At 71.1% G+C, this 24,641-nt stretch carries 25 protein-coding genes; 8 read left to right on the forward strand and 17 right to left on the reverse strand.

Features of this window, described 5'->3' with window-relative positions:
* Positions 1-79 precede the first annotated feature (79 nt).
* Positions 80-439: an ATP-binding protein gene (locus tag OHN74_RS27750; protein ID WP_327697305.1), complete on the forward strand. Its 360-nt coding sequence runs from the start codon at positions 80-82 to the stop codon at positions 437-439.
* An 85-nt stretch (positions 440-524) separates the two neighbouring features.
* Here OHN74_RS27750 and OHN74_RS27755 read toward each other — a convergent pair whose 3' ends face one another.
* The 5 genes from OHN74_RS27755 to afsQ1 all read right to left on the reverse strand — a co-directional run bounded on the left by OHN74_RS27755 (position 525) and on the right by afsQ1 (position 4,493).
* Positions 525-734 carry a PspC domain-containing protein gene (locus OHN74_RS27755; RefSeq protein WP_164322241.1) on the reverse strand — a complete coding sequence of 70 codons (210 nt, stop codon included), beginning with the start codon at positions 732-734 and terminating at the stop codon, positions 525-527.
* Between the two features lie 95 nt (positions 735-829).
* Entirely contained in the window at positions 830-1,381 is a 552-nt protein-coding gene (locus OHN74_RS27760) for a VanZ family protein (protein ID WP_327700303.1), read from the reverse strand.
* 177 nt (positions 1,382-1,558) lie between these two features.
* Positions 1,559-2,227, reverse strand: coding sequence for a hypothetical protein (locus tag OHN74_RS27765; protein ID WP_443060459.1), 669 nt, complete (start codon positions 2,225-2,227; stop codon positions 1,559-1,561).
* Positions 2,224-3,918, reverse strand: a complete 1,695-nt coding sequence (locus tag OHN74_RS27770) for an ATP-binding protein (protein ID WP_443060460.1) — start codon at positions 3,916-3,918, stop codon at positions 2,224-2,226. Before OHN74_RS27770 ends, OHN74_RS27765 begins: the two co-directional genes overlap by 4 nt.
* Positions 3,816-4,493 carry a two-component system response regulator AfsQ1 gene (afsQ1, locus tag OHN74_RS27775; protein ID WP_318323702.1) on the reverse strand — a complete coding sequence of 226 codons (678 nt, stop codon included), beginning with the start codon at positions 4,491-4,493 and terminating at the stop codon, positions 3,816-3,818. The genes OHN74_RS27770 and afsQ1 overlap by 103 nt, the downstream gene beginning before the upstream one ends.
* Before the next feature lie 263 nt (positions 4,494-4,756).
* Between afsQ1 and OHN74_RS27780 the strand changes: the two genes are divergently transcribed.
* Positions 4,757-5,521 carry a SigE family RNA polymerase sigma factor gene (locus tag OHN74_RS27780; RefSeq protein ID WP_327697307.1) on the forward strand — a complete coding sequence of 255 codons (765 nt, stop codon included), beginning with the start codon at positions 4,757-4,759 and terminating at the stop codon, positions 5,519-5,521.
* A 212-nt stretch (positions 5,522-5,733) separates the two neighbouring features.
* On the opposite strand, the gene OHN74_RS27785 is transcribed toward OHN74_RS27780, so the two are convergent.
* Positions 5,734-6,438 carry a uridine kinase family protein gene (locus OHN74_RS27785; RefSeq protein ID WP_327697308.1) on the reverse strand — a complete coding sequence of 235 codons (705 nt, stop codon included), beginning with the start codon at positions 6,436-6,438 and terminating at the stop codon, positions 5,734-5,736.
* Positions 6,439-6,498: 60 nt separating this feature from the next.
* Here OHN74_RS27785 and OHN74_RS27790 point away from each other — a divergent pair, with 60 nt between their 5' ends.
* On the forward strand, positions 6,499-6,909 hold the full coding sequence (locus OHN74_RS27790; RefSeq protein WP_327697309.1) for a hypothetical protein: 411 nt from the start codon (positions 6,499-6,501) through the stop codon (positions 6,907-6,909).
* Positions 6,910-7,023: 114 nt separating this feature from the next.
* Here the strand turns inward: OHN74_RS27790 and OHN74_RS27795 are convergent, their stop codons facing one another.
* The 3 genes from OHN74_RS27795 to deoC are packed head-to-tail and all read right to left on the reverse strand — an operon-like array spanning position 7,024 to position 10,341.
* Complete coding sequence (locus tag OHN74_RS27795; RefSeq protein WP_327697310.1) at positions 7,024-7,932, reverse strand: aldehyde dehydrogenase family protein; 909 nt, start codon at positions 7,930-7,932, stop codon at positions 7,024-7,026.
* Entirely contained in the window at positions 7,925-9,376 is a 1,452-nt protein-coding gene (locus OHN74_RS27800; RefSeq protein ID WP_327697311.1) for an aldehyde dehydrogenase family protein, read from the reverse strand. Before OHN74_RS27800 ends, OHN74_RS27795 begins: the two co-directional genes overlap by 8 nt.
* 5 nt (positions 9,377-9,381) lie before the next feature.
* The gene (deoC, locus tag OHN74_RS27805) at positions 9,382-10,341 is read right to left on the reverse strand and encodes a deoxyribose-phosphate aldolase (protein WP_164408067.1); all 960 of its coding nucleotides are present in this window, start codon (positions 10,339-10,341) and stop codon (positions 9,382-9,384) included.
* 178 nt (positions 10,342-10,519) lie between these two features.
* On the opposite strand from deoC, the gene OHN74_RS27810 reads away from it, so the two are divergent.
* The gene (locus tag OHN74_RS27810; protein WP_327697312.1) at positions 10,520-11,167 is read left to right on the forward strand and encodes a PH domain-containing protein; all 648 of its coding nucleotides are present in this window, start codon (positions 10,520-10,522) and stop codon (positions 11,165-11,167) included.
* 5 nt (positions 11,168-11,172) lie between these two features.
* Positions 11,173-12,843, forward strand: coding sequence for a hypothetical protein (locus OHN74_RS27815; protein WP_327697313.1), 1,671 nt, complete (start codon positions 11,173-11,175; stop codon positions 12,841-12,843).
* Positions 12,844-12,900: 57 nt separating this feature from the next.
* Here the strand turns inward: OHN74_RS27815 and OHN74_RS27820 are convergent, their stop codons facing one another.
* The 4 genes from OHN74_RS27820 to OHN74_RS27835 form a co-directional block, all read right to left on the reverse strand.
* Positions 12,901-14,124, reverse strand: a complete 1,224-nt coding sequence (locus tag OHN74_RS27820; protein WP_443060461.1) for a hypothetical protein — start codon at positions 14,122-14,124, stop codon at positions 12,901-12,903.
* 190 nt (positions 14,125-14,314) lie between these two features.
* Positions 14,315-15,952, reverse strand: a complete 1,638-nt coding sequence (locus OHN74_RS27825) for a phospho-sugar mutase (RefSeq protein WP_327697314.1) — start codon at positions 15,950-15,952, stop codon at positions 14,315-14,317.
* Between the two features lie 203 nt (positions 15,953-16,155).
* On the reverse strand, positions 16,156-16,980 hold the full coding sequence (locus OHN74_RS27830; RefSeq protein WP_327697315.1) for a purine-nucleoside phosphorylase: 825 nt from the start codon (positions 16,978-16,980) through the stop codon (positions 16,156-16,158).
* A gap of 111 nt (positions 16,981-17,091) precedes the next feature.
* On the reverse strand, positions 17,092-17,529 hold the full coding sequence (locus OHN74_RS27835) for a gamma-glutamylcyclotransferase (protein WP_189150331.1): 438 nt from the start codon (positions 17,527-17,529) through the stop codon (positions 17,092-17,094).
* A gap of 174 nt (positions 17,530-17,703) precedes the next feature.
* Between OHN74_RS27835 and OHN74_RS27840 the strand changes: the two genes are divergently transcribed.
* Both OHN74_RS27840 and OHN74_RS27845 read left to right on the forward strand, forming a co-directional pair.
* Positions 17,704-19,152, forward strand: coding sequence for an NAD(P)H-quinone dehydrogenase (locus OHN74_RS27840; protein ID WP_327697316.1), 1,449 nt, complete (start codon positions 17,704-17,706; stop codon positions 19,150-19,152).
* Positions 19,153-19,332: 180 nt separating this feature from the next.
* Complete coding sequence (locus OHN74_RS27845) at positions 19,333-20,337, forward strand: DeoR/GlpR family DNA-binding transcription regulator (RefSeq protein ID WP_327697317.1); 1,005 nt, start codon at positions 19,333-19,335, stop codon at positions 20,335-20,337.
* Positions 20,338-20,368: 31 nt separating this feature from the next.
* Here the strand turns inward: OHN74_RS27845 and OHN74_RS27850 are convergent, their stop codons facing one another.
* Together OHN74_RS27850 and OHN74_RS27855 are read right to left on the reverse strand one after the other, a co-directional pair.
* Positions 20,369-20,944, reverse strand: a complete 576-nt coding sequence (locus OHN74_RS27850; RefSeq protein ID WP_327697318.1) for a TetR/AcrR family transcriptional regulator — start codon at positions 20,942-20,944, stop codon at positions 20,369-20,371.
* Between the two features lie 221 nt (positions 20,945-21,165).
* On the reverse strand, positions 21,166-22,938 hold the full coding sequence (locus tag OHN74_RS27855; RefSeq protein ID WP_327697319.1) for an acetyl/propionyl/methylcrotonyl-CoA carboxylase subunit alpha: 1,773 nt from the start codon (positions 22,936-22,938) through the stop codon (positions 21,166-21,168).
* A 438-nt stretch (positions 22,939-23,376) separates the two neighbouring features.
* Between OHN74_RS27855 and OHN74_RS27860 the strand changes: the two genes are divergently transcribed.
* Positions 23,377-23,823: a hypothetical protein gene (locus OHN74_RS27860; RefSeq protein ID WP_327697320.1), complete on the forward strand. Its 447-nt coding sequence runs from the start codon at positions 23,377-23,379 to the stop codon at positions 23,821-23,823.
* A gap of 3 nt (positions 23,824-23,826) precedes the next feature.
* Here the strand turns inward: OHN74_RS27860 and OHN74_RS27865 are convergent, their stop codons facing one another.
* Entirely contained in the window at positions 23,827-24,456 is a 630-nt protein-coding gene (locus tag OHN74_RS27865; protein WP_327697321.1) for a nucleoside triphosphate pyrophosphatase, read from the reverse strand.
* Positions 24,457-24,496: 40 nt separating this feature from the next.
* Positions 24,497-24,625 (reverse strand): morphogenic membrane protein MmpB, encoded by a 129-nt coding sequence (mmpB, locus tag OHN74_RS27870; protein WP_268240764.1) that lies wholly within the window; start codon positions 24,623-24,625, stop codon positions 24,497-24,499.
* Between the last annotated feature and the right edge of the window lie 16 nt (positions 24,626-24,641).

Genomic DNA, 24,641 nt, shown 5'->3' on the forward strand with positions numbered 1-24,641 from the left:
TGTTTGCGGCGGGCGGCTTCTCGTGATTACGGTCGTGGACCGCTCACATCCCCGTCTCGCATTCAAGGACGCATTCAATATGAAGCAGTCTGCTGCCAAGACCCTCGGTGTCGCCGCTCTCGGTGCCGCCTTCGCCGCGGCGGGTGCGGGTGCCGCCAACGCCGCCCCGGCCCTGCCCGCCCTCCCGGACTCCGCCGCGCTGGGCTCCGTGACCCAGACGCTGCCCGTGGAGAGCGCGTCGAAGGCGCTGCCGGGTGCCGCCGAGGCCGTGGCCCAGGGGCAGAGCGCGGTCGGCGCCGGCGTTGCCGCCGCGCAGCCTGCCGTCTCGAAGCTGGTGTCCGAGGGCCCGACCGCGCCGGTCGCCGGTCTGCTCGGCGGTCTCCCGCTCCAGGGTCTGCCCACGCACGGCCTCCCGGTGAACGGCATTCCGCTCGGCTGACCCACCCCGTGAACGCGCCGATGGGGCGCACCCCTTTGCCGGGGGTGCGCCCCATCGGCGTACCAGCGGGTCGTCCGGGTGCCGTCTACCAGGCGGCGTGGGCCTTGTTCTCGTACTTCTCGGAGGGCAGCAGGATCCACATGGCTATGTAGAGCAGGAACTGCGGGCCGGGCAGCAGACACGAGAGCACGAAGATCACGCGCATCGTCGTCGCGGAGGTGCCGAAGCGCCGTGCCAGCGCGGCGCACACTCCGCCGATCATGCGGCCGTTGGTGGGGCGGGCAAGGGCGGTCATGGCGTCTCCTCGGTGAGTCCGGTGAGAGGACCGGCCTTTTCCGGTCGCCTCATCTGCACTCGACGTTACGGACGCACAACGGACGAAGCGTCGCTCTACGGGGCGATCCCGACCCTGGGAATCGTCGGGGTCCTACCCTGAGTCGCGTCCTCCGTGCGGACGGCCGCCAGGCGTCTGCGGTCACTCCTGCGGCGGAGCCAGGACCGTACGGCGGGTACCACGGCGACATGCGCGAGGCCCACGCCCACCGTGTTCAGGAGCAGCGAGTCGACGTCCACGACCTGACCGGGCACGCCGGTCTGCAACAGCTCGATGCCCAGCGAGATCAGGGCACCGGCCATGACCGTACGGACGAGCGAGGCGAGCGGGGAGACATCGAGCCGCCCGCCCGCCATCGGCAGCAGCACACCCAGCGGAGCCAGCAGCGCGAGCCCTTCCGCGATACGCCGGGCCGCCTCCTGCCAGCCGAGGGTCAGATCGGCCCGTATGCCCGCGAAGGGCTGCAGGTTGGCGGGCAGTTGCCACGGGACGTCGAGCGGACGCAGCGTGATCCAGGCGACGAGCGCGAGATGGGCGACGAGGAGGACACCTCCCGCCGTACGGATGCGAATGGCGGCACTTTCGCCGACCGAGCCAAGACGCTGCACGTCCCCCAAGACGCGGCCATCGGCACGATCGGTTCCGGGTTGCCCCCGTTCAGGCGAGTGAGTCGTGTGCCACACGGGGGCCTGTGCGGTGCCCTCCGGGGAACGGACGGCTCTTCGGCCGCGGGTCGGTGGGGGCTTGTCGCGCAGTTCCTCGTGCCCCTGAGGGGCGCTCAGCGCTCAGCCGCCGTCCACGCCCGACGACGGCGGCACCTGCGCCCCCGGCCGGGAACGGACCTCCGGTGTGCACGTGTACCGGCGCAGGGGGTCGGTGTCCGGGCCGCCCAGGACGACGGAGCCGTCCCCCTCGGCGGCGGCCGAGTCGGAGAACGTGCAGACGATCTGGGCGAGGGCGTACGACGCGAGATCGGCCGGGGAGGTGCTCAGGCGCAGGGCGTCCTTGGGGTCCCCCGGGCCGGGGCCGTCCACGCTCATCCCGCCGCGTACGTCCGTCGTGTAGCCGGCCCCGGTCTCGTTGGCCGACGGGGTCCTGGCCAGCTCGTCCAGCAGCCCCTGGGCCACCAGCACGCGCCGCTCCGCCTCCGCCGTCCCGTCCGGGACACGCACCGCCCGGTCGACGGTCACCAACTGGGAGGCGCACAGGAGGAACACCCGGACCGGGACGCCCGCGGTCGTCTCCGCGGCGACGTCCGGTGCGGAGGAGTCGGCGACGTCGGAGAGGGAGCACGGGACGCGGGAGGGCGCCGGACCGAAGTCCGTCGGGACCTCGGTGGCCCGGATCCCGCATCCGGTGAGCAGCACGGCGAGCACCCCGAGCAGCGGAACGGCCGGCCAGCGGCGTGCGCCCCGCGCACCTCGTACGCCCTGTACACCCCGTACGCGCGTCACGCGCCCTCCCCGTTGCCGTTCGCGCCGTCCGGCTCGGCCGGTGTCTCCGTCAGTGCCGACGGGTCCCTGGGCAGCCGCAGGGTGAACACCGCGCCGCCCTTCGGGGAGTTGGCGGCGGTGATCTCGCCGCCGTGGATGTGCGCGTTCTCCAGGGCGATGGACAGGCCGAGCCCGCTGCCCTCGGAGCGGGGGCGGGAGGCGCTCGCCTTGTAGAAGCGGTCGAACACGTGCGGCAGGACGTCCTCGGGAATGCCCGGACCGTGGTCCTGCACCTCGATCAGCAGGTCGCCGTCGGCATCGTTGTCCGCATCGTTGTCGGACGCGCGCACCGACACCCGTACCGGCGAGCCGCCGTGCTTGAGGGCGTTGCCGATGAGGTTGGCCATGATGACGTCCAGGCGGCGCGGGTCGAGCAGCGACATGATGCCGCGCTCGGCGTCCAGTTCGACCGCGTCCAGCCAGGCGCGGGCGTCGATGCAGGCCGTGATCTGGTCGGCGATGTCCACGTTGTCGAGGACCAGCCGGGCGGTGCCCGCGTCGAAGCGGGTGACCTCCATCAGGTTCTCCACCAGGGAGTTGAGCCGCCGGGTCTCGCTCACCACCAGCCGTACCGCCGGTTCGATCATCGGGTCGACGCTGCCGGTCTCCGCGTCGAGCTCCTCTTCGAGGATCTCCGTGACGGCGGTGATCGCGGTGAGCGGTGTACGCAGCTCGTGCGACATGTCCGCCACGAACCTCCGCGACGCCTCGTCGCGGGCGCTCATGTCGGCGACCCGGGTCTCCAGCGCCTCCGCCGTGTGGTTGAACGTCCGGGCGAGGTCGGCCAGTTCGTCCGTGCCGGACACCCGCAACCGCGTGTCCAGTTTCCCCTCGCCGAGCCGCCGGGCCGCGATGCCGAGACGCTGCACCGGCTTCAGTACGGTCGTCGCGGCCGCCTGCGCGAGCAGCGCCGAGCCGATCAGCGCGAGGCCGGTGGCGATGCCCAGTGACCAGGCCAGCGAGTTGAGGTCCTTCTCCTCGGGCTCCAGCGACTTCAGCATGTAGCCGGCCGGACCGCCACCGATCACCTTCGTGCCGGCGACCAGGTACGGCTTGTCGCCGTCTATGACCCGCTGCCAGTAGAGGTGGTACGGGTACTTGTTGTTCGAGGTGATCGACTGCTCCTTGCCGACCGCCGTACGCAGCGACTGGGGCACGTCCGCCAGGGAGAAGGGGTCCAGCGCCCCGGAGTTGCCGACGACCGTCCGTCCGCTCTCGTCCTCGGCGACCAGCAGCACACTGAACCGCTGGCTGCTGGCGGCCATCTGGCCCGCCGTGTGCTGGAGTTCGTCCTGCGTGGGATGGGGCGGCAGCACGCCGGCGCGGTTCTGCATCTCCTGCTGGAAGTCGCGCAGCACCGCGTCCTGCGTACGGGTGAGCACCGCCTCGCGGTTGAGCCAGTACGCGATCCCGGACGCCGACACGGCGGCCGTCAGCGCCACCAGGCCGAAGACCACGACCAGCCGCAGCCGCAGGCTCGTGAAGCGCAGCCCGGAAAGTATCGCCTTGCGTGCCGCGGCCCAGCCACGGAGCTTGTCCTGCGGTTTCGTCACTGAGGCGAGTCCAGCCGGTAGCCGACCCCGCGGACGGTACGGATCAACGTCGGCGACGACGGCACGTCCTCGACCTTGGCGCGCAGCCGCTGCACACATGCGTCCACCAGCCGCGAGTCGCCCAGGTAGTCGTGTTCCCAGACCAGCCGCAGCAACTGCTGCCGGGACAGCGCCTGGCCGGGCCGCCGGCTCAGCTCCAGGAGCAGCCGCAGCTCGGTCGGCGTCAGCTGCAGATCCTCGCCGTTCTTCGTCACCGTCATCGCCGACCGGTCGATGACCAGGGAACCGAAGGTCGCCGAGTCGTTGGACTCCCGCTCCCCGCGCCGCAGTACGGCCCGGATACGGGCGTCGAGCACCCGCCCCTGCACCGGTTTGACGACATAGTCGTCGGCGCCGGACTCCAGCCCGACCACCACGTCGATGTCGTCGCTGCGCGCGGTGAGCAGAATGATCGGCAGCTGGTCCGTGCGCCGGATGCGTCGGCACACCTCGAATCCGTCGATGCCGGGCAGCATCACATCCAGGACGATCAGATCCGGCCGTTGCTCACGCAGCAGCTTCAGACCGTCCTCACCGGTGGCAGCGGTGGCGACCCGGTGGCCCTGGCGGGTCAAAGACAGCTCCAGGGCCGTACGGATGGCGTCGTCGTCCTCGATCAGCAACAGGGAAGGCACGGATGCATTCTGGCCCATGGCCGGGCCGGGCTGCGACTGTCAGGTGCTTGTCGGGCGATTTCGGGGTGTCGGTGGGCCTCTACCGCGTCACTCTGTGACCTTCCTGTGTTGTTCGCCGTGCTGTTCCTGAGAAGTGGCCCTGTTGCACGCCTGTGACAGTCGGCGGACACCGTCATGAAGTGGCTTGGGCAGAGTTCTCGGCACAGGCAAGGAAGCACCACGAACCAAGCCGAAGACGGTAAGTCCACGACGGGGGGCGCGAGATGAGCACGCTGCACAGCACAAGCGCGAACGCAGTGATCACGCGTCTGCACGACGTCACCCGGACCACCGAGAAGTCCGGTGCCGTGAACGGGCGGGGGTGCGTTCGCGGCACCGGGCGTCAGCACACCACGTACATGTCGGTGGTTGACGCACACACGGGGGGAAGCGGCAGCACCGCCACGAAAGAGGCGGGGCTAACGGGGGCCGCGTACAGGGAGTCCACGGGGGAGCGTCGTTCGCTGTCGGAGGCGGAGTTCACCGCCTACGTCCAGGAGCGCCGCGCCTCCCTGTACGCAACCGCCTACCACCTCACCGGCGACCGCTTCGAGGCCGAGGACCTGCTCCAGAGCGCGCTGTTCTCGACGTACCGCGCCTGGGAGCGGATCAGCGACAAGGCCGCGGTCGGGGGCTACCTCCGCCGCACCATGACGAATCTGCACATCAGCGCGTGGCGTCGCCGCAAGCTGAACGAGTACCCGACCGAGGAACTGCCGGAGACGGCCGGCGACACGGACGCGATGCGCGGCACGGAACTGCGCGCGGTCCTGTGGCAGGCGCTCGCCCGGCTCCCCGAACTCCAGCGCACCATGCTGGTCCTTCGTTACTACGAGGGCCGCACGGACCCGGAGATCGCGGAGATCCTCGACATCAGTGTCGGCACGGTGAAGTCCAGCATCTGGCGGTCGCTCCGCCGGATGCGTGAGGACGAGGTCCTCAGCTTCGGCCGTGACGAGGAGGAATCCTTCGGGGAGCTTGTCGCCTGAGGGTGTGGGGGAAGCACCGCTCAACGGGGGAGCGGTAGACGGGGGAAGTGGTAAACGGGGGGAACCACCGGGGCTGGGGGGCCGCGGGGGTGGCACCACACGGGGGAAGCACAAAAGAAGCGGGACTGGAGGGCCGGGGGGTCCATCCAGTCCCGCTTTTCGTGCGTGCGTGCGTGCGTGCGTTTCGTGTACGTGTGTTGCGTGTACGGAGGTCAGGCCGCCGTGCTCGGCTGTGTACGGCGGTCGGCCGCCGCGTCCGCCAGTCTGCCCATGGCCTCGTCCCGGTCGCACGCGTGGGCGCCCAGGGCCGTCTGGCGGGCCACGATGGAGCGCTCGGCGCGCATCAGCCGCCAGCCGCGGCGCAGCAGGAACGGCACCGACTTGCGGCCCTCGCGCAGATCCCGCAGGAAGCGCCGGCGGAACGTCCGGGCCGGCCCCCGGCTCAGACAGAGCGCGTCCGCGAGGACGCCCTCCTCCCGGCAGCGCGCGACGATCTCGGCGGCGAAGATGCCCTCCGCGATGAACAGCGGGGTCCGGCCGATCTCGACGCTCTCCTCGCCCGTACGGGCGCTCAGCGAGATGTCGTACACCGGGACGTTCGTGCGACCTGTGCGGCACAGCTCGGTGATCGCGGTGACCGCCGTCTCCGCGTCCCACGACTGGGGGTGGTCCCAGTCGATGTCGGTGCTTCCCAGGACCTGAGGCAGCGTCGGGTCGGTGCCCTCCTTGTAGAAGTCGTCGAGCCGCAGGACCGGGAGACCGGAACGGGCCGCGAGGAGGGACTTGCCGGAGCCTGAAGGGCCGCAGAGCAGCACGACTCGCGTGGGTATGGACGGGTGGGAGGTCACGAGACACCAGTGTGAGGCATCGGGCGCCCACCTGCCGACCCCGCGGGTCGGCTTTGAAAGGTGCGTCACACCTCAACTACCCTACGTGTCGATCCGATTACCCGGCGCACCAGAAGGCGGCCACCAGTCATGGCACGACGTACGTCCACCCAGAACCAGACCGCCCAGCGCGCCCTGATCGCCCTTGCGGCCACCGGCGCTGCCCTGGGGGCGGGTGCCGCGACGGCCTCCGCCGCCGAGGGCGGACCCGCGGTGGACGCCATTCGCATGAACCCCACCACCTCGCTGGGCCGGATCGACCCGCAGTCGGGCCTGGCGGCGCTCACCGGCTCGGTCGGCTATGTCACGGGCGCGGTCCAGGGCCTCAAGCCCAACCCCCTCGCCGGTACGGGCGTCGACCCGCTCGACAACGGCGTGGGCACCCAGCTCGCCGACTTCCAGCCGGTTGCTTCGCAGATGGTGACCGGGCCTGTTGCGCAGGCGCAGTCGATCGGGCGCATTCCGGTGCTGGGGGAGGCCTTGGGGGTCGTGGGCGGTTGATGTGCGGTTGATGTGCGGGGGAGGGGCGGGGAACTGCTGACCGTTGCCGGGCGCGAGTGCGTTGTGGCTGGTCGCGCAGTTCCCCGCGCCCCTACCAGGCGGCCTGCGGCCGGCCTAGTAGGAGGATCCCGACGCGCCCAGTGAACCCGTCGGGTGCCAGACCGTCTTCGTCTCCAGGAAGGCGGTCATGCGTTCGGTGCCCGGGGTCGCGAACCACTGCGCGTTGTCCACAGTCTGTGGACGGAGAACGCGCTTGAGGTTGTCGGCCGCCGCGATCTCCAGCTCCTTCGCGAGGACCTCGTCCGCGCCCGCCAGGTCGATCGCGTTGACGTCCTGGTGCGCGGCCAGCGACGGCGTGATCTCCGCCGTACGGCCGGAGAGGATGTTGACGACTCCGCCCGGTACGTCCGAGGTGGCCAGGACCTCGCCGAGGGAGAGCGCGGGAAGCGGTGACTTCTCGCTGGCGATCACGATCGCCGTGTTGCCGGTGGCGATCACCGGGGCGAGCACCGACACCAGGCCCAGGAACGACGACTCCTGGGGGGCGAGGACGACGACCACACCGGTCGGCTCGGGGGAGGAGAGGTTGAAGTAGGGGCCTGCGACAGGGTTTCCGCCTCCCACCACCTGGGCGATCTTGTCGGTCCAGCCCGCGTACCAGACCCAGCGGTCGATCGCCGCGTCCACCTGGGCGGTGGCCTTCGGCTTCGACAGGCCCTCGGCGTCCGCGACCTCCCGGACGAACTGCTCCCTGCGGCCCTCCAGCATCTCGGCGACGCGGTAGAGGATCTGACCCCGGTTGTACGCCGTGGCCCCGGCCCAGCCGCCGAACGCCTTGCGCGCGGCGACGACCGCGTCACGGGCGTCCTTGCGGGAGGACAGGGGCGCGTTCGCCAGCCAGTTGCCCTTCGCGTCGCTCACCTCGTACACCCGGCCGCTCTCGGAACGCGGGAACTTCCCGCCCACGTACAGCTTGTAGGTCTTGAAGACGGACAGTCGTGTGTCCACTCGGGGGTCAGACATCGAGGTACGCCTCCAGGCCGTGGCGACCGCCCTCGCGGCCGAAGCCCGACTCCTTGTAGCCGCCGAAGGGCGAGGTGGGGTCGAACTTGTTGAACGTGTTGGACCAGACGACGCCGGCGCGAAGCTTGTTCGCCACGGCGAGGATCCGCGAACCCTTCTCGGTCCAGATGCCCGCCGACAGGCCGTACTGGGTGTTGTTGGCCTTGGCGACGGCCTCGTCCGGGGTGCGGAAACTGAGGACCGAGAGGACCGGGCCGAAGATCTCGTCGCGGGCGATGGTGTGCGCCTGGGTGACGTTCGTGAAGAGCGTCGGGGCGAACCAGTAGCCGGAGGACGGGAGTTCGCAGGCCGGGGACCAGCGCTCGGCGCCCTCCGCCTCGCCCGCCTCGACGAGCGAGGTGATCCGGGCGAGCTGCTCGGCGGAGTTGATCGCGCCGATGTCCGTGTTCTTGTCCAGCGGGTCGCCGAGGCGGAGCGTGGACAGGCGGCGCTTGAGCGAGTCGAGCAACTCTTCCTGGATCGACTCCTGTACGAGGAGCCGGGAGCCCGCACAGCAGACCTGGCCCTGGTTGAAGAAGATCCCTGTGACGATCCCTTCCACCGCCTGGTCGATGGGGGCGTCGTCGAAGACGATGTTGGCGCCCTTGCCGCCCAGTTCGAGGGTGACCTTCTTGCGGGTGCCCGCGACCGTGCGCGCGATCTCCTTGCCGACGGCCGTCGATCCGGTGAAGGCGACCTTGTTGACGTCCGGGTGCGCGACGAGCGCGGCGCCCGTGTCGCCGTACCCGGGAAGGATGTTGACGACGCCCTTGGGCAGGCCCGCCTGGCGGCAGATGTCCGCGAAGAACAGCGCCGAGAGGGGAGTGGTCTCCGCGGGCTTCAGGACGACCGTGTTGCCGGTCGCCAGGGCCGGGGCGATCTTCCAGGCGAGCATCAGGAGCGGGAAGTTCCAGGGGATGACCTGGCCCGCGACGCCCAGCGGCCTGGGGTTTGCGCCGAAGCCGGCGTGGTCGAGCTTGTCGGCCCAGCCCGCGTAGTAGAAGAAGTGGGCCGCGACCAGGGGGAGATCCGCGTCGCGCGTCTCCTTGATGGGCTTGCCGTTGTCCAGGGTCTCCAGGACGGCGAGCTCGCGGGAGCGCTCCTGGATGATGCGGGCGATGCGGAACAGGTACTTGGCGCGCTCCGCGCCCGGGAGTGCCGACCACTTCTCGAAGGCCTTGCGGGCGGCCTTCACGGCACGCTCGACGTCCGCCTCGCCCGCCTGCGCGACCTCGGAGAGGACCTCCTCGGTGGAGGGGGAGATGGTCTTGAAGACCCTGCCTTCGGCGGCGTCCACGAACTCGCCGTCGATGAACAGGCCGTAGGAGGGGGCGATGTCGACGACGGCGCGGGACTCGGGCGCCGGTGCGTACTCGAATGCGGATGACCGCTTCTCGATGGTCATGGTGATCAGTCCACCGTCACGTAGTCGGGGCCGGAGTAGCGGCCGGTGGCCAGCTTCTGGCGCTGCATCAGCAGGTCGTTCAGCAGCGAGGAGGCGCCGAAGCGGAACCAGTGGTTGTCGAGCCAGTCCTCGCCCACGGTCTCGTTGACCACGACCAGGAACTTCACCGCGTCCTTGGTCGTGCGGATGCCGCCGGCCGGCTTCACGCCCACCTGGACGCCGGTCTGCGCGCGGAAGTCGCGTACGGCCTCCAGCATGAGGAGGGTGTTCGCGGGCGTCGCGTTCACGGCCACCTTGCCGGTGGACGTCTTGATGAAGTCGGCTCCGGCGATCATGCCGAGCCAGGAGGCGCGCCGGATGTTGTCGTACGTCGACAGCTCGCCGGTCTCGAAGATGACCTTGAGCCGGGCGGACGCCCCGCAGGCCTCCTTCACGGCGACGATCTCCTCGTACACCTTCAGGTAGTTGCCCGCGAGGAAGGCGCCCCGGTCGATGACCATGTCGATCTCGTCGGCACCGGCGGCGACGGCGTCCCGTACGTCGGCCAGCTTGACGCCGATCGCGGCGCGGCCCGCGGGGAAGGCGGTGGCGACGGAGGCGACCTTGACGGTGGACCCGGCGACGGCCTCCTTCGCGACGGCCACCATGTCGGGGTAGACGCAGACCGCGGCCGTGGCGGGGGCCGTGCGGTCGGTCGGGTCGGGGCGGACGGCCTTGGCGCCGAGCGACCGGACCTTGCCGGCGGTGTCCGCGCCCTCCAGCGTCGTCAGGTCGACCATCGAGATGGCCAGGTCGATGGCGTACGCCTTCGCGGTCGTCTTGATGGAACGTGTGCCGAGGGAGGCGGCGCGCGCCTCCAGGCCGACCGCGTCGACGCCGGGCAGCCCGTGAAGGTAGCGGCGCAGCGTGCTGTCGGACGCGGTCACGTCCTTGAGCGGGAGTGCGGTTGATGCAGTGGTGGGCATGGTCACAAGCCGAGCATATCTACGCGCGTAGCGGCTGTACAGCCCGAGGAATCAGCGGAAAGGAGGCGAGTGGGGCAGGGGTGAAGCGGCCGGGCCGGGACCGTTCGGGTGCCGGGAACTCCGGTGGGGGCGGGACCGTGCGCGGGCGGTGTTCGAGGCGTCGGGCAGAATCGGGGGCATGACGACCCCGGACCACCCGTCGCCCGCGCAGGGCCCTGCGCAACCCGTGTCTCCCGACCGGGCCTACCGGTCACCCTCCTCCCTCGTGGCCGGCGTGATGCTGCTCGGGCTCGCGGGCTGGCTCGGCGGTGACGCGCTGTTCGTCGGCCACGGGCGGACCCCGTGGCTGGCGCTCGCCACGCTGCTCTTCGCCGTACCGCTGGTGATCGCCTTCACGCTGCGGCCCGTCGTGCTCGCCAACGACCACCGGCTGCGCGTGCGCAACCCGTTCCGGGTCGTCGTGCTGCCCTGGGGGTCCGTCGCCGGGTTCCGGTCGGGCTTCTCGAACGAGGTCGTCGCCGAGTCCGGCGCCAAGTACCAGCTCTGGGCCGTCCCCGTCTCGCTGCGCGCCCGCAAGCGGGCCAACCGGGCCAAGATGCGTGAGGCCCGCGAGGCCGGTGGCCGCGGCGGACGGATGCCCCTGATCCCGCCCGGCCCCACCCGCGCCCAGAACGACCAGATCATGGACGACCTGGGCCAGCTGTGGGAGGCCCGCGAGAAGGCGGCCACCTCACAGGGCGAGGTGACCGTGAAATGGGCGTACGAGATCATGGCGCCCGCTGCCGCGGGTGCGGTCCTGCTGGCGATTCTGCTCGCGGTCGGCTGACCCGCGTGGCCTTCCCCGACGAGTCGTTGCGGCTGCCCTCCGCCTCCATACCCGACGGCTGCCAGGACTGGACCACCGCTCGCGCGGCAGGCTGGTCGGCCGCGCTGCCGCCGCGCTGGACCTTCCTGCGGGTGCGCCGCTCGGTCGCGGCCGGCATCGCCACCCTCGTGCTGTGCGTGGGCGCCCTGGTGGCGATGGCCGGTGGCCTGTGGCCGTTCGTCGCGGCGGGGTTCGCGGTGTACGTGCTGTGGGTGCTCGCGCGGCCCGAGCTCGTGTGGGTCGGCGCGCCCCTGCTGCTGCTCGCCCTCGCCGCGGAGGCCTCCTCGAAGTCGTGGGCGCTGACCGGCTTCGGAGTGCTGGTCGTGCTGGGCTCCTGGGCCGTCGTGGCCGTACGGCTGCGGGCGCGCGGTGAGCAGCTGGAACGGGCCGTGGAGGCCGCCGGGGGCGTCGCCGTGTTCGTGCCGGGCGCCGATGCCCCCGTACGGCGTGGGCGGCTGCTGTTCGCGCTGGGGTTCGTCGTACTCGCGCTCGGCGCGCTGACCGGGGGCACCGCCGGCCTCTGGGGCTCGGCCCAGGACCAGGAGGGCGCCTGGGTCGTCACCGTCTTCCTGGCGGGTCTGGGAGCGACCGCACTTGCCTCGGCCCGGCTCGGCCGGCAGCGGGCGGGCGCGCTGCGCGGAGCTCCGGTGCCGGTGCTGCGCGTCCTCGTACGGGACGACGCGCAGGGCGGTACGGAGGTGTACGCCGCCGACGATCTCGCCGCCGAGCGGCCCCTGTTCACCGTCGACCTCACCTCCTTCGACGAGGACGACGACGATGACGACGACGAGGGGGACGGGGACGACCCGGCCGGTGGGGACGGAGACGACGAGCTTCGGCGGGTGCTTCTCGGGCTCGACGACGACACGCTCGGGCCGGTCCGGGAAGCCGTTCTCTACGGTGCTCCCTTCGACGGCGCCGAAGTGCTCGTCGTCAGCGCCGACGAGGATCCCGAGCAGCCGCCGCTGACGGAGTGGTCGGCGGGACCGGTCCGGCCGCTGTCGCCGGACGCGAGTCGCAGGCGGGTCGCACGGCACCGCGAACACGCCGCGGACAGTATCCAACTGGAGCTTCAGGGCCGGGAGTTGGTCGAGCAGCGGGCGGTCACCGGCAAGGTGCGGTGGTGGCGGGCGGGGTGGCTGGATTGGCTGGCCACCGCGTTTGTCGTGCTGTGGTTCCTGTGGCTGCCCCTGGGCTGGCTCTACGAGCCCGACCTCGCGACGTGGAAGCTGGTGGCCCTCCCCCTGTTCGGGCTGTTCTGCGCGGCCGCCGTCCCCATGAAGCTCGCCTGGCGCGTCACCGCCGACCGGTCCGGTATCTGGATCAACGGGCTGCGCGGGCCCCGACACGTGCCCTGGGACGACCTCCGTCTCGTACGCCGCCGCTCGCTGGAGCTGAAGATCGAGTGGCAGGACGGCATCTGGTCGGTCTCCGCGCCCCGCTGGGGCCGGCTCCAGCGACGCTTGGGGCTGACCCATCCGTACGACGCCCTGGCCGCCGAACTGACCGCCATGCGCCTCGACGCCGACCTGCGGCCGACCGGCGAGAGCGGCGCGGCGGAACGGGGACGGCCGCTCTGGCCACTGGCCGCGGTACTGGCCGGGGCGTGGATGGTGACGTTGGTGGCGGCACGCTGAGGCGTGGCACCGGGCGTGCCGGGCCCGGAGCCTCCGGCATGGTCCGCCGGGCAGACCTCAGGGCGCACTCGGCCAGACCAGGAGCATGTATGCGCCGCAGTACGCCGACAGCGCCACCGCCGCCGTGATCACGCACGCGCGGAAGCGGCGGGAGGCACGGGCCAGATGGACGGCGAGGGGCAGCAGCAGCGGGAAGGCCGGGACGAGGAAGCGGGCGCGGGGGTAGTAGACGCCGCCGCTGCCCAGGACGATCGCCAGCAGGACGCCGGTGAAGACGAGGAGCGGTAGGGGCTGGCGGTCCCACACCGACATGACGAAGAGGCAGGCAGCCCCCAGCAGGACCGCGGTCACCATCACCAGGAACAGCTCGGGCGTCGAGTCGTACAGAAGCAGCTCACGCATTCTGCGCAGGGTCAGCGCGCCCCCGTCCATGTCCTGGCGCCACAGGCGCTGTACGGCGAGGTAGCCGTCCCAGCGGCCCAGTCGCAGGCCCACCCAGCCGACGTACCCGAGCCAGCCGAGCGGGGCGAGGAGGGCCGCCGTGAGGACGCGGGGAGCGGGGGAGCGGCGGCGGAGAAGGGTGAGGAGTGCCGTCAGCGACACGGCTGCGGCCACGGCGACCCCGGTGGGGCGGGTCAGCCCGGCGAGGACCGCGAGCGAGGCCGCCCACAGCCAGCGGCCGGTCAGCACCGCGTACAGCGACCAGGCCGCCAGCGCCGTGAACAGGGACTCCGTGTACCCCATCCACTGGACCGCGCCCACCGGGAACGCGGCCCACAGCGTGGCCAGGACGATGCCCGTCCGACGGTCGTACAGGCGCTCCCCGACGGCGAACACCCCCCACGCGGCGACGAGCGACGCGACGACGGCTAGGGCGAGACCCGTACTGGCCCGGGTGCCCGGGGTGAGGAAGGCGAGCGCCTTGACGAGGGCCGGGTAGAGCGGGAAGAAGGCCAGACTGCCCGAGTCGTGGGCGTTGCCCGGGGTGTGCGGGTAGCCGTGGTCGGCGATGCCCAGGTACCAGTCGGCGTCCCACTGGGTGGCCAGGATCGGCCAGACGCCGTGGTGCCGGCGGTGCGCCCAGAGGGCGAGGAGGAACAGGCCGGTGACGCGGACCGCCGTGTAGGTGATGAGGGCGGGGGCCGCGTGGCGGAAGGCCCGGAGGAGGCGGCGGGCCTGGAGGGCCGGGAAGGGGCGCCGGGTCGGTGGGGCGGTGATCGTGGGGGTTGTGGGGGTTGTGGGGGGCGGGACGGGCTTCGGCCGGGTGACCGTCGAGGACACGGGGCGGCTCCAGGTACGGGCGACGGGCGACGGGCGGTACCCGGTCACCGTTCCCCGGAGCCGGGGGCCGCGGTGGAGCGCGCGTCAGCGAGCGTGCGCAAATCACTCGATGGGGTGCCTCCGGTCGGGGGCACCCCATCGAGGGTGAGGGACTTGGTGAGGGATTCCTGTACGGCCGGCCGGCTGCGGCTCAGATGCCCGCCGCCGCGGAGAGGTCGCGCTTGATCGTCTCCAGCAGCTCCGTCGCCTTCGCGCGGGCGGCCGGGAGATCCGCGTGCGTGGGCACCGGGAGGACGACCTCCAGGTAGCACTTCAGCTTGGGCTCCGTACCGCTCGGGCGGACGATGACGCGCGCGCCGTCGAGCGTGTAGCGCAGGCCGTCCGTGGGCGGGAGCGTCTCCGTGCCCCGGGTCAGGTCCTCGGCCTTCGTGATCGGCAGGCCCGCGAGGCTGGTCGGGGGCTGCTCGCGCAGCCGGCGCATCGCGTCGGCGATGACCGACAGGTCCTCCACGCGGACCGACAACTGGTCCGTGCCGTGCAGACCGTGCTCGACCGCGATGTCGTCGAGCAGGTCGAGGAGCGTACGGCCCTCGGCCTTCAGCTCGGAGGCGAGTTCCGTGATGGCGAGCGCGGCGGTGATGCCGTCCTTGTCGCGTACGCCCTCGGGGTCCACGCAGTAGCCGAGGGCCTCCTCGTAGCCGTAGCGCAGGCCGTCGACACGGGCGATCCACTTGAAGCCGGTGAGGGTCTCCTCGTACGGCAGACCGGCCTTCTCGGCGATCCGGCCGAGGAGGGACGAGGAGACGATCGACTCGGCGAACGTGCCCCGCGCTCCGTGCCGGACCAGGTGGGTGGCGAGGAGGGCGCCGACCTCGTCGCCGCGCAGCATGCGCCAGTCGGCGCCGGGAACGGGTACGGCCGCCGCGCAGCGGTCCGCGTCCGGGTCGTTCGCGATGATCAGGTCCGGACTGGTCTCGCGGGCCTTCGCGAAGGCGAGGTCCATCGCACCGGGCTCTTCCGGGTTGGGGAAGGCGACGGTCGGGAAGTCCGGGTCGGGATCGGCCTGTTCGGCGACCAGCTCGGGGGCGGGGAAACCGGCCCGGGCGAAGGCCGCGAGGAGGGTGTTCCGGCCGACACCGTGCATCGCGGTGTAGACCGTGCGGGCGGTACGGGGGGAGCCGGGGGTGAGAACGGCGTCCGTACGGGCCAGGTAGGCGTTCAGGACGGTGTCGTCGAGGGTTTCCCAGCCGGATTCCGGGCGCGGTACGTCGTTCAGGGTGCGTACGGCGGCGATCTCGGCGGCGATCTCCGCGTCCGCCGGCGGGACGATCTGGGAACCGTCGCCCAGGTACACCTTGTAGCCGTTGTCGCGGGGCGGGTTGTGGCTGGCGGTGACCTCCACGCCCGCGACGGCGCCGAGATGCCTTATGGCGAACGCCAGTACGGGGGTGGGGAGGGGGTGGGGGAGGACGGCCGCCCTGAGACCGGCGCCGGTCATCACGGCGGCGGTGTCCCGCGCGAAGTCCGCCGACTTGTGGCGGGCGTCGTAGCCGATGACGACGAGGCCGTCCGTCTGACCCTTGGCCTTGAGATACGCGGCGAGGCCGGCGGCGGCACGGATGACGACCGAACGGTTCATGCGCATGGGGCCGGCGCCCAGTTCGCCTCGGAGACCCGCGGTGCCGAACTGGAGGGTGCCGCTGAAGCGGGTGGTGAGTTCGGGGAGGTCCTGGGCGTCGATGAGCTTGGCGAGTTCCTCACGGGTTTCGGCGTCGGGGTCCTCGGCCAGCCACGCCTTGGCGCGTGCGATGAGTTCGTCGTCGTGCACGTCGGATGCCTCTCGTTGTGGTGGGGCGGGGTGGTGCGGTGCGTGGTCGGGTGCGGGTCCGTTGTTCTCGCCCCCGCCGCCCCTACCCGTCCCGTCCTGAACCTGGGGGCTGCGCCCCCAGACCCCCCTTCGCGCTGAAGGCGCTCGTCCTCAAACGCCGGACGGGCTGGAGTATGCCGGGGACGGGTAGGGGCCGGCAGGTGTTACAGGCGGTCCAGGACCTGGGCCAGCAGGGAGCCCATGCGCGTCGCGCTGTCGCGGCCCGCCTGGAGGACCTCCTCGTGGTTCAGGGGCTCGCCCGTCATCCCCGCCGCGAGGTTCGTCACCAGCGAGATGCCCAGGATCTCGGCGCCGGCCTCGCGCGCCGCGATGGCCTCCAGCACCGTCGACATCCCGACCAGGTCCGCGCCGATGACCCGCGCCATCCGGATCTCGGCCGGCGTCTCGTAGTGCGGGCCCGTGAACTGGGCGTACACGCCCTCCTCGAGGCTGGGGTCGATCTCCTTGCACAGGGCGCGCAGCCGCGGCGAGTACAGGTCCGTCAGGTCGACGAAGTTCGCGCCGACGATCGGGGACGTCGCCGTGAGGTTGATGTGGTCGCTGATCAGGACCGGCTGGCCGGGGCGCATGTCGGAGCGCAGACCGCCGCAGCCGTTGGTCAGGACGATGGTCTTGCAGCCGGCGGCCACGGCGGTACGGACACCGTGCGCCACGGACGCGACGCCGCGCCCCTCGTAGTAGTGCGTGCGGCCCAGGAAGACCAGCGCGCGCTTGTCACCGATCCGGTACGAGCGGATCTTGCCGCCGTGGCCCTCGACCGCCGACGGCGGGAAGCCGGGCAGCTCGGTGACCTGGAACTCGGCCTCGGGGTCGCCCAGGGCGTCCACGGCCGGTGCCCAGCCGGAGCCCATCACGAGGGCGACGTCGTGGGTCTCGGCGCCCGTGAGCTCCCGCAGGCGCGCGGCAGCGGCGTCGGCGGCGGAGTAGGGGTCGCCCTGGATGTCGTCCGGAAGAAGAGATGCGTTCACGCGCATGAGCGTATCCGGTTCGAGCCTACGCGCGTAGATGACGGAGGTTACGGGATGGGGATCGTTGTCTTGTCGTTTCCATACAAGGGGCGGAGGCGGCCCGGGGAGGGCTCAACAGGGACGTTTTCTCAGTTCCATCACATAGTCGTGCGGTGCACCGGCCGACTCCGCCGCGTCGGCGATCTCGCCCAGGTTCCGGGCCGACGGCAGGCCGCCCTCGTACCCGTTGAGGACGTACACCCACGCCGGTTCCTCGCCCTCCAGCGTGTCGACGCGCAGCCGCATCCGGCGGTAGATGTCGAGGCCCACGCCCTCCCAGCGGTCCAGCGAGTCCTCGTCGAGCGGGGCGATCTCGTACAGGGCGACGAAGACCTGGGAGCGCGGTGCCTCGACGATCGTCGGGAGGGCGCCCTCCCAGCCCATGTGCTCGCCGCCGAAGGTCAGCCGCCAGCCGGTCAGCCAGCCGGTGGCGCGCAGCGGCGAGTGCGGTGCGCGGCGCGTCATGAGCCGCGCGTCGAGATTGCCGGCGTAGGCGGCGTAGAGCGACATGGATCGAGAGTACGGCAGCGGACACGGCCGTCACTCCGGCAGCACACGCCCCTTCCGTACCCGTACAGATGTCCCGTCCTCGCCCGCGCCGGACCCGTCGGCGGTCTCCCCGGTGCCTGTCCCCGAACCCTCGTGGCGGCCCCGGGGCGTCGGCACCTCGGCGCGTACGGGACAATGGGGTATGTGACTCGGATCGTGATCATTGGTGGCGGACCCGGCGGCTACGAAGCGGCGCTGGTGGCAGCGCAGCTCGGCGCGGAGGTGACCGTCGTCGACTGCGACGGTCTGGGCGGGGCGTCGGTGCTCACCGACTGCGTCCCGTCGAAGACCCTGATCGCCACGGCCGAGGTGATGACCACCTTCGACTCCTCGTACGAGGAGCTGGGGATCATCGTCGCCGACGACACCCCACCCGACAAGCAGGCCGCCCGCGTCGTCGGTGTCGACCTCGGCAAGGTCAACCGACGGGTGAAGCGCCTCGCCCTCGCCCAGTCGCACGACATCACCGCCTCCGTCACCCGGGCCGGCGCGCGCGTCCTGCGCGGGCGCGGGCGGCTCGACGGCATGCAGGCCATCGACGGCTCCCGGAAGGTCGTCGTACGGGCCGTGGACGGCAGCGAGGAGACGCTCGTCGCCGACGCCGTCCTGATCGCCACCGGCGGACACCCCCGCGAGCTGGCCGACGCGCAGCCCGACGGTGAGCGCATCCTCAACTGGACCCAGGTCTACGACCTCACCGAGCTGCCCGAGGAGCTCATCGTCGTCGGGTCCGGTGTCACCGGAGCCGAGTTCGCCGGCGCCTATCAGGCCCTCGGGTCGAAGGTGACCCTCGTGTCGTCGCGCGACCGTGTGCTGCCGGGCGAGGACCCCGACGCCGCCGCCGTCCTCGAAGAGGTCTTCCGGCGCCGCGGTATGAACGTCATGGCCCGCTCCCGCGCCGAGTCCGCCAAGCGGGTCGGCGACCGGGTCGAGGTCACCCTCTCCGACGGGCGGGTCATCAGCGGCTCGCACTGTCTGATGGCCGTCGGCGCGATTCCCAACAGCGCCGGGATGGGCCTGGAGGAGGCCGGGGTCAAGCTGCGCGACTCCGGGCACATCTGGACCGACAAGGTGTCGCGGACGACCGCCCCGGGCGTGTACGCCGCCGGTGACGTGACCGGCGTCTTCGCCCTCGCGTCCGTCGCCGCCATGCAGGGCCGTATCGCCATGTACCACTTCCTCGGCGACGCGGTGGCCCCGCTCAACCTCAAGACCGTCTCCTCCAACGTCTTCACCGACCCCGAGATCGCCACCGTCGGCTACACCCAGGCCGATGTCGACGGCGGGAAGATCGACGCCGTGGTCGTCAAACTGCCGTTGCTGCGCAATCCGCGCGCGAAGATGCAGGGCATTCGGGACGGTTTCGTCAAGCTCATGTGCAGGCCGGGCACCGGGATTGTCGTGGGCGGGTGTGTCGTGTCGCCGCGCGCCTCCGAACTCATCCACCCGATCTCGATCGCTGTCGACAACAATCTGACGGTCGAGCAGATCGCGAACGCGTTCACTGTTTACCCCTCTCTCTCGGGATCGATCGCGGAGGTCGCCCGGCAGCTTCACACGCGCAAGGCGGCGGGCGAGGGCTGACAGCCGGGGTGCGACAAGGGGGGCAACTTCCCGCTGGTCACGGGGATTTGTTGCCCATACCCGCGGCATAAGCAGGGGAGATAGGCGCGTATACCACTTCGCGTACGCCCATGCGAACAACTTCTGCTATTCGGCGCAAACTGCTGAAAGCAGACGGTCGTTGGGGTTACTGTCAGTTTCGTGTTCGCTGCAGAACGTCGTCAATTGATCCTCGAAATGGTGCGTGCCAATGGAGCCGTGTCGCTCCGTGAGCTCGCCCGCGTCGTCCAGACCTCCGAAGTGACCGTACGGCGGGACGTGCGCGCACTGGAGGCAGAAGGACTCCTCGACCGCCGGCATGGCGGTGCGGTATTGCCGGGCGGGTTCACGCGGGAGTCCGGCTTTCCGCAGAAATCTCATCTCGCGACCGCCGAGAAGACGGCCATCGCCGACCTCGCCGCGAGCTTCGTCGAAGAGGGCGAGGCCATCGTGGTCGGGGCGGGGACCACCACGCAGGAGCTGGCACGCCGGCTCGCGCGGGTCCCCGGGCTGACCGTCGTCACCAACTCCCTGTTGGTGGCCCAGGCGCTGGCCCACGCGAACAGAGTGGAGGTCGTGATGACCGGAGGCACTCTGCGCGGTTCCAACTACGCCCTGGTCGGCAGTGGCGCCGAGCAGTCCCTGCACGGGCTTCGGGTGTCCAAGGCCTTCCTCTCCGGAAGCGGGCTCACCGCCGAACGCGGGCTGTCCACCTCCAACATGCTGTCGGCGTCCGTCGACCGCGCGCTGGTGCAGGCCGCCGCCGAGGTCGTCGTGCTCGCCGATCACACCAAGCTCGGTTCGGACACCATGTTCCAGACCGTGCCCACGGATGTGATCACCCGCCTCGTCACCGACGAACCGCCCGTCCACGACGACCGCGCCGGTACGGAACTCCAGGCCCTGGCCGACCAGGGGGTGCAGATCGCCGTGGCCGGATCGTCCGGCTCGGGCAGCAACTCCCCGGGAAACGGGCCGCAGGGCGGTGAGCAGGTCCCCACACGCCAACAGCGCCGGGACGTGCCGCTTCCCAACCCGCGCCGGGGCCAGCTGCCCGGCGGCGCGCCTGGCCATCCGCTGCGCGGCACGATGCTGGGCGAGCAGCCCGGCGGACCCGGCGAGCGCGAGCGGGAACGGGCCCGGGTGGCGGACCTCCGCCGCCGCTGACCGTCGTACGGCACCGGGTCGTCCGAGCCGGTTACCCGGGTACGGCCTTCAGACCCCGCAGTGTCAGGGTCAGGAGGCGGTCGGCCAGGTCCGGGTCGTCCGGGGTCTCCTCGGCCGCCAGCGCGATGGCGTTGGTGAGCTGGAGCAGGTCGCCGATGGAGACGTCGGTACGCACGGCGCCGGCCTGCTGGGCGCGGGCGAGCAGGGCCGCGCCCGCCTCCCGCATCGGGTTGCTGCACCTGGCCAGCGCCGAGTCGACGTCGTGCGACACCGACATGAGCGCCCGTGCCAGGCCGCGGTACTCGCCGGCGTGCGTGACGATCTCGCGCAGCCAGGTCACCAGCGCGGTGCACGGCTCCGGGTCGGTCAGCAGGTCGCGGGAGCGGGCCAGCAGGTCGCTGACCGCGTCCTCGAAGACCGCGCTCAGCAGGGCGTGCCGGTTGGGGAAGTGGCGGTAGAGCGTGCCGATGCCGAGGCCGGCGCGGCGGGCGACGTCTTCGAGGGAGGTGTCCGTGCCGTGTGCTGCGAAGGCGGAGCGAGCCTCTGCGAGGAGGCGTTCGTAGTTGCGGCGGGCGTCCGCGCGGAGGCCTGCCGGCGGCTGGGCCATGGTTCGCCTGCCCTTCGTTTGCTTGTTCCGTGGGTTCAGCATGCCATCGGTTGTGTTTTGGCCGCGGGCCCGGTGGGGGCTGGCCGCGCCCCGCGGCGGAGCCGCAGATCGGATACAGCCCCGCGCCCCTGGCAAGCTGCCCGCACCCCTTGTCAGAAAGTGAGGCGCCCGGTGGACTGATCGCTCAGTCCGCCGGGCGCCTTGCCATGTCGTACGGCTGGTCAGTCCTTGATCTCGCAGATGGGTGCGCCCGAGGTGAGGGACGCGCCGACCTCTGCCGCCAGGCCCTTGACGGTGCCGGCCTTGTGGGCGTTGAGGGGCTGTTCCATCTTCATGGCTTCGAGGACGACGATCAGGTCGCCTTCCTTGACTTCCTGGCCTTCCTCCACGGCGACCTTGACGATGGTGCCCTGCATGGGGGAGGCGAGGGTGTCGCCGGAGGCGGCGGGGCCGGACTTCTTGGCGGCGCGGCGTTTGGGTTTGGCGCCGGCGGCGAGGCCGGTGCGGGCCAGGGACATGCCCAGGGAGATGGGCAGGGAGACTTCCAGGCGTTTGCCGCCGACTTCGACGACCACGGTCTCGCGGCCCGCTTCGTCGTCGGTGTCGATGTCGGCGGGGGCGGCGAAGGCGGGGATGTCGTTGGTGAACTCGGTCTCGATCCACCGGGTGTGGACCGTGAAGGGGTCGGTGGAGCCGGTGAGTTCGGGGGCGAAGGCGGGGTCGGTGACCACCTTGCGGTGGAAGGGGATGGCGGTGGCCATGCCCTCGACCTGGAACTCGGCCAGGGCGCGGGCGGCGCGCTGGAGGGCCTGTTCGCGGGTGGCGCCGGTGACGATCAGTTTGGCGAGGAGGGAGTCCCAGGCCGGGCCGATGACGCTGCCGGACTCGACGCCCGCGTCGAGGCGGACCCCGGGGCCGGTGGGCGGGGCGAAGGTGGTGACGGTGCCGGGGGCGGGCAGGAAACCGCGGCCGGGGTCCTCGCCGTTGATACGGAACTCGAAGGAGTGACCGCGCAGTTCGGGATCGCCGTAGCCGAGGGGTTCGCCGTCGGCGATACGGAACATCTCCCGCACCAGGTCGATGCCGGCGACCTCCTCGGTGACCGGGTGCTCGACCTGCAGACGCGTGTTGACCTCCAGGAACGAGATCGTGCCGTCCGTGCCGACCAGGAACTCCACCGTCCCGGCGCCGACGTAGCCGGCCTCCTTGAGGATCGCCTTGGACGACGAGTACAGCTCCGCGACCTGCGCCTGGGACAGGAACGGCGCCGGGGCCTCCTCGACCAGTTTCTGGTGGCGGCGCTGCAGCGAGCAGTCACGGGTGGAGACGACGACCACGTTGCCGTGGGAGTCGGCCAGGCACTGCGTCTCCACATGCCTCGGCTTGTCGAGGTAGCGCTCCACGAAGCACTCACCGCGCCCGAACGCGGCCACCGCCTCACGCACCGCCGAGTCGTACAGCTCGGGCACCTCCTCGAGAGTGCGGGCGACCTTCAGACCACGGCCGCCCCCACCGAAAGCGGCCTTGATCGCGATCGGCAGACCGTGCTCCTGGGCGAACGCCACCACCTCCTCCGAACCCGACACCGGATCCGGCGTACCCGCCACCAGCGGGGCGCCGGCGCGCTGCGCGATGTGCCGGGCCGCGACCTTGTCCCCCAGATCACGGATCGCCTGCGGGGGCGGCCCGATCCAGGTCAGGCCCGCATCGATGACGGCCTGCGCGAAGTCGGCGTTCTCCGAGAGGAAGCCGTATCCGGGATGGACCGCGTCCGCCCCGGAATCCTTGGCGGCCTGGAGCACCTTGGCGAAGTCGAGATAACTGCTCGCCGGGGTGTCACCGCCCAAAGCGAACGCCTCATCCGCGGCACGCACATGAAGCGCGTCCCGGTCCGGGTCGGCGTACACGGCCACGCTCGCGATCCCGGCATCCTGACAGGCCCGGGCAACGCGGACAGCGATTTCGCCACGGTTGGCGATGAGCACCTTGCGCACGATTGAGGCTCCCTCCTTGAAACAAGCCGAGTTTAGGGACTGCCGACACGGCGCATCGACCCGTCCCCACTGGTGAGCTTGCCCACACGGAGCGTGATGCGAGGCTCGCCCTACCCGTGAAATCCCTTGTCGCACCTATGTACGCGGGACTCCATCCGGAAACCCTAGCCCCCTGATGTGGTCAAGGTCTCTGTGAGAGCGTGCTGCGGCCCACTCGGTTTCTTTGTGGACACCCTACGAACGGCCCAATGATTCTTTGCCCGCCGATGAACCTCCGCCGAACCCTTGTCCGGGCGTTTACCGGTTAGTAGCGTTCAGGATGTAGCGAACGTAGTACCAACTGAACGTACTAGTGGTAACAGCAGCCTTGCTCGTACGGCGTCCGCGCGGCGGCCGTGCGCAGTCGAAAGTGGGTGGGGGCCGGTGGTCCGCAGACCGGTGGCATGGATTCTCGCGATCGTCCTCTTCGTGGAGGCGTTCGGCATAGCCGCCGTGAACTGGCTCCTGGGGATCGTGGTCGACAACCAGAAGATGTCACTCGCCGGTCTCGACCCGGACATGATGTCCGTCTCCTCGAAGATCGGCGGCGTGGTCTTCGGTCTGTACTTCGCGCTGTGCGGTGTGGTGGCCCTGCTCGTCGGCTGGCGCGACCGCTCACCGGCCGGGCTCGGCCGCATCCTGCTGATCAGTGTGGCCGTGGTGCACGCGCTGCTGGGGGCGTTCGTCTGGGGTCTCGTGGGTGTGCCGGCGTTCCTCACCATGGTCGTGGTGCTGACGCTGGTGGTGCTCCTGCTGATGACGTACGACAAGCAGAGCCCCACCGAGCCCGAGACTCCCGAGGACGCCTCCCCGCTGACGCCCCCGCCGGCCCCCAGCACCCCCTGACCGCTACGACTGCTTCTCCCGGGGCGTCCACAACTCCGTGATGCCGATGCCCAGTTCGGCCAGCAGCCTGCGTACCAGCGGCAGGCTGATGCCGATGACGTTGCCGTGGCCGCCGTCGATGCCGTCGATGAACGGCGCCGAGCGGCCGTCGAGCGTGAACGCCCCGGCGACATGGAGGGGCTCGCCCGAGGCGACGTACGCGGCGATCTCCTCGTCCGTCGGCTCGCCGAAGCGGACCACGGTGGACGCGGTGGCGGAGACGGAGCGTCCCGTCGCCGTGTCGTGGACGCAGTGCCCGGTCTCCAGGGTGCCCGACCGGCCGCGCATCGACTTCCAGCGGGCGGTGGCCTCCTCGGCGTCGGCGGGCTTGCCGTACGCCTCGCCGTCCAGGTCGAGGACGGAGTCGCAGCCGATCACCAGCGCGCCGTGCGCCTCGGGCCGCGCGGCCACCACGGCGGCCTTGGCCTCGGCGAGGGCGAGGGCCAGTTCGGCCGGGGTCGGCGCGGTCACGGCGTCCTCGTCGAACCCGCTGACGATCACCTCGGGGTCGAGTCCGGCCTGCCTGAGCAGATTGAGCCGGGCGGGGGACTGGGAGGCGAGCACGAGACGGCGGCGCGGCTGATCATCGGTCATGCGGCCAGGGTATCGGCGGGATACGGGGCCCGGACAGGTCCTACAGCACACCGAGCACGATCATCGCGAGCAGCATGGCCAGCGCCATGAGAAACCCGAGCCGCCGAAGCATCTGCTGCGCGTCGCGCAGTTCCTTCGGCGGCTCGTTCTCGGGATCGGACCACAGCATTCCACTAGCGTGGGGC

Origin of the sequence: Streptomyces sp. NBC_00459 (genome assembly GCF_036013955.1) — a bacterium.
Taxonomy (GTDB): domain Bacteria; phylum Actinomycetota; class Actinomycetes; order Streptomycetales; family Streptomycetaceae; genus Streptomyces.

Coding starts and splice junctions, on each gene's coding strand:
- OHN74_RS27750 (WP_327697305.1), top strand. CDS start 80: ATGAAGCAGTCTGCTGCCAAGACCCTCGGTGTCGCCGCTCTCGGTGCC.
- OHN74_RS27755 (WP_164322241.1), bottom strand. CDS start 734: ATGACCGCCCTTGCCCGCCCCACCAACGGCCGCATGATCGGCGGAGTG.
- OHN74_RS27770 (WP_443060460.1), bottom strand. CDS start 3,918: ATGTGTGCAGCGGCTGCGCGCCAAGGTCGAGGACGTGCCGTCGTCGCC.
- OHN74_RS27780 (WP_327697307.1), top strand. CDS start 4,757: ATGAGCACGCTGCACAGCACAAGCGCGAACGCAGTGATCACGCGTCTG.
- OHN74_RS27790 (WP_327697309.1), top strand. CDS start 6,499: ATGGCACGACGTACGTCCACCCAGAACCAGACCGCCCAGCGCGCCCTG.
- OHN74_RS27795 (WP_327697310.1), bottom strand. CDS start 7,932: ATGTCTGACCCCCGAGTGGACACACGACTGTCCGTCTTCAAGACCTAC.
- OHN74_RS27800 (WP_327697311.1), bottom strand. CDS start 9,376: ATGACCATCGAGAAGCGGTCATCCGCATTCGAGTACGCACCGGCGCCC.
- deoC (WP_164408067.1), bottom strand. CDS start 10,341: ATGCCCACCACTGCATCAACCGCACTCCCGCTCAAGGACGTGACCGCG.
- OHN74_RS27810 (WP_327697312.1), top strand. CDS start 10,520: ATGACGACCCCGGACCACCCGTCGCCCGCGCAGGGCCCTGCGCAACCC.
- OHN74_RS27835 (WP_189150331.1), bottom strand. CDS start 17,529: ATGTCGCTCTACGCCGCCTACGCCGGCAATCTCGACGCGCGGCTCATG.
- OHN74_RS27840 (WP_327697316.1), top strand. CDS start 17,704: ATGGGGTATGTGACTCGGATCGTGATCATTGGTGGCGGACCCGGCGGC.
- OHN74_RS27850 (WP_327697318.1), bottom strand. CDS start 20,944: ATGGCCCAGCCGCCGGCAGGCCTCCGCGCGGACGCCCGCCGCAACTAC.
- OHN74_RS27865 (WP_327697321.1), bottom strand. CDS start 24,456: ATGACCGATGATCAGCCGCGCCGCCGTCTCGTGCTCGCCTCCCAGTCC.
- mmpB (WP_268240764.1), bottom strand. CDS start 24,625: ATGCTGTGGTCCGATCCCGAGAACGAGCCGCCGAAGGAACTGCGCGAC.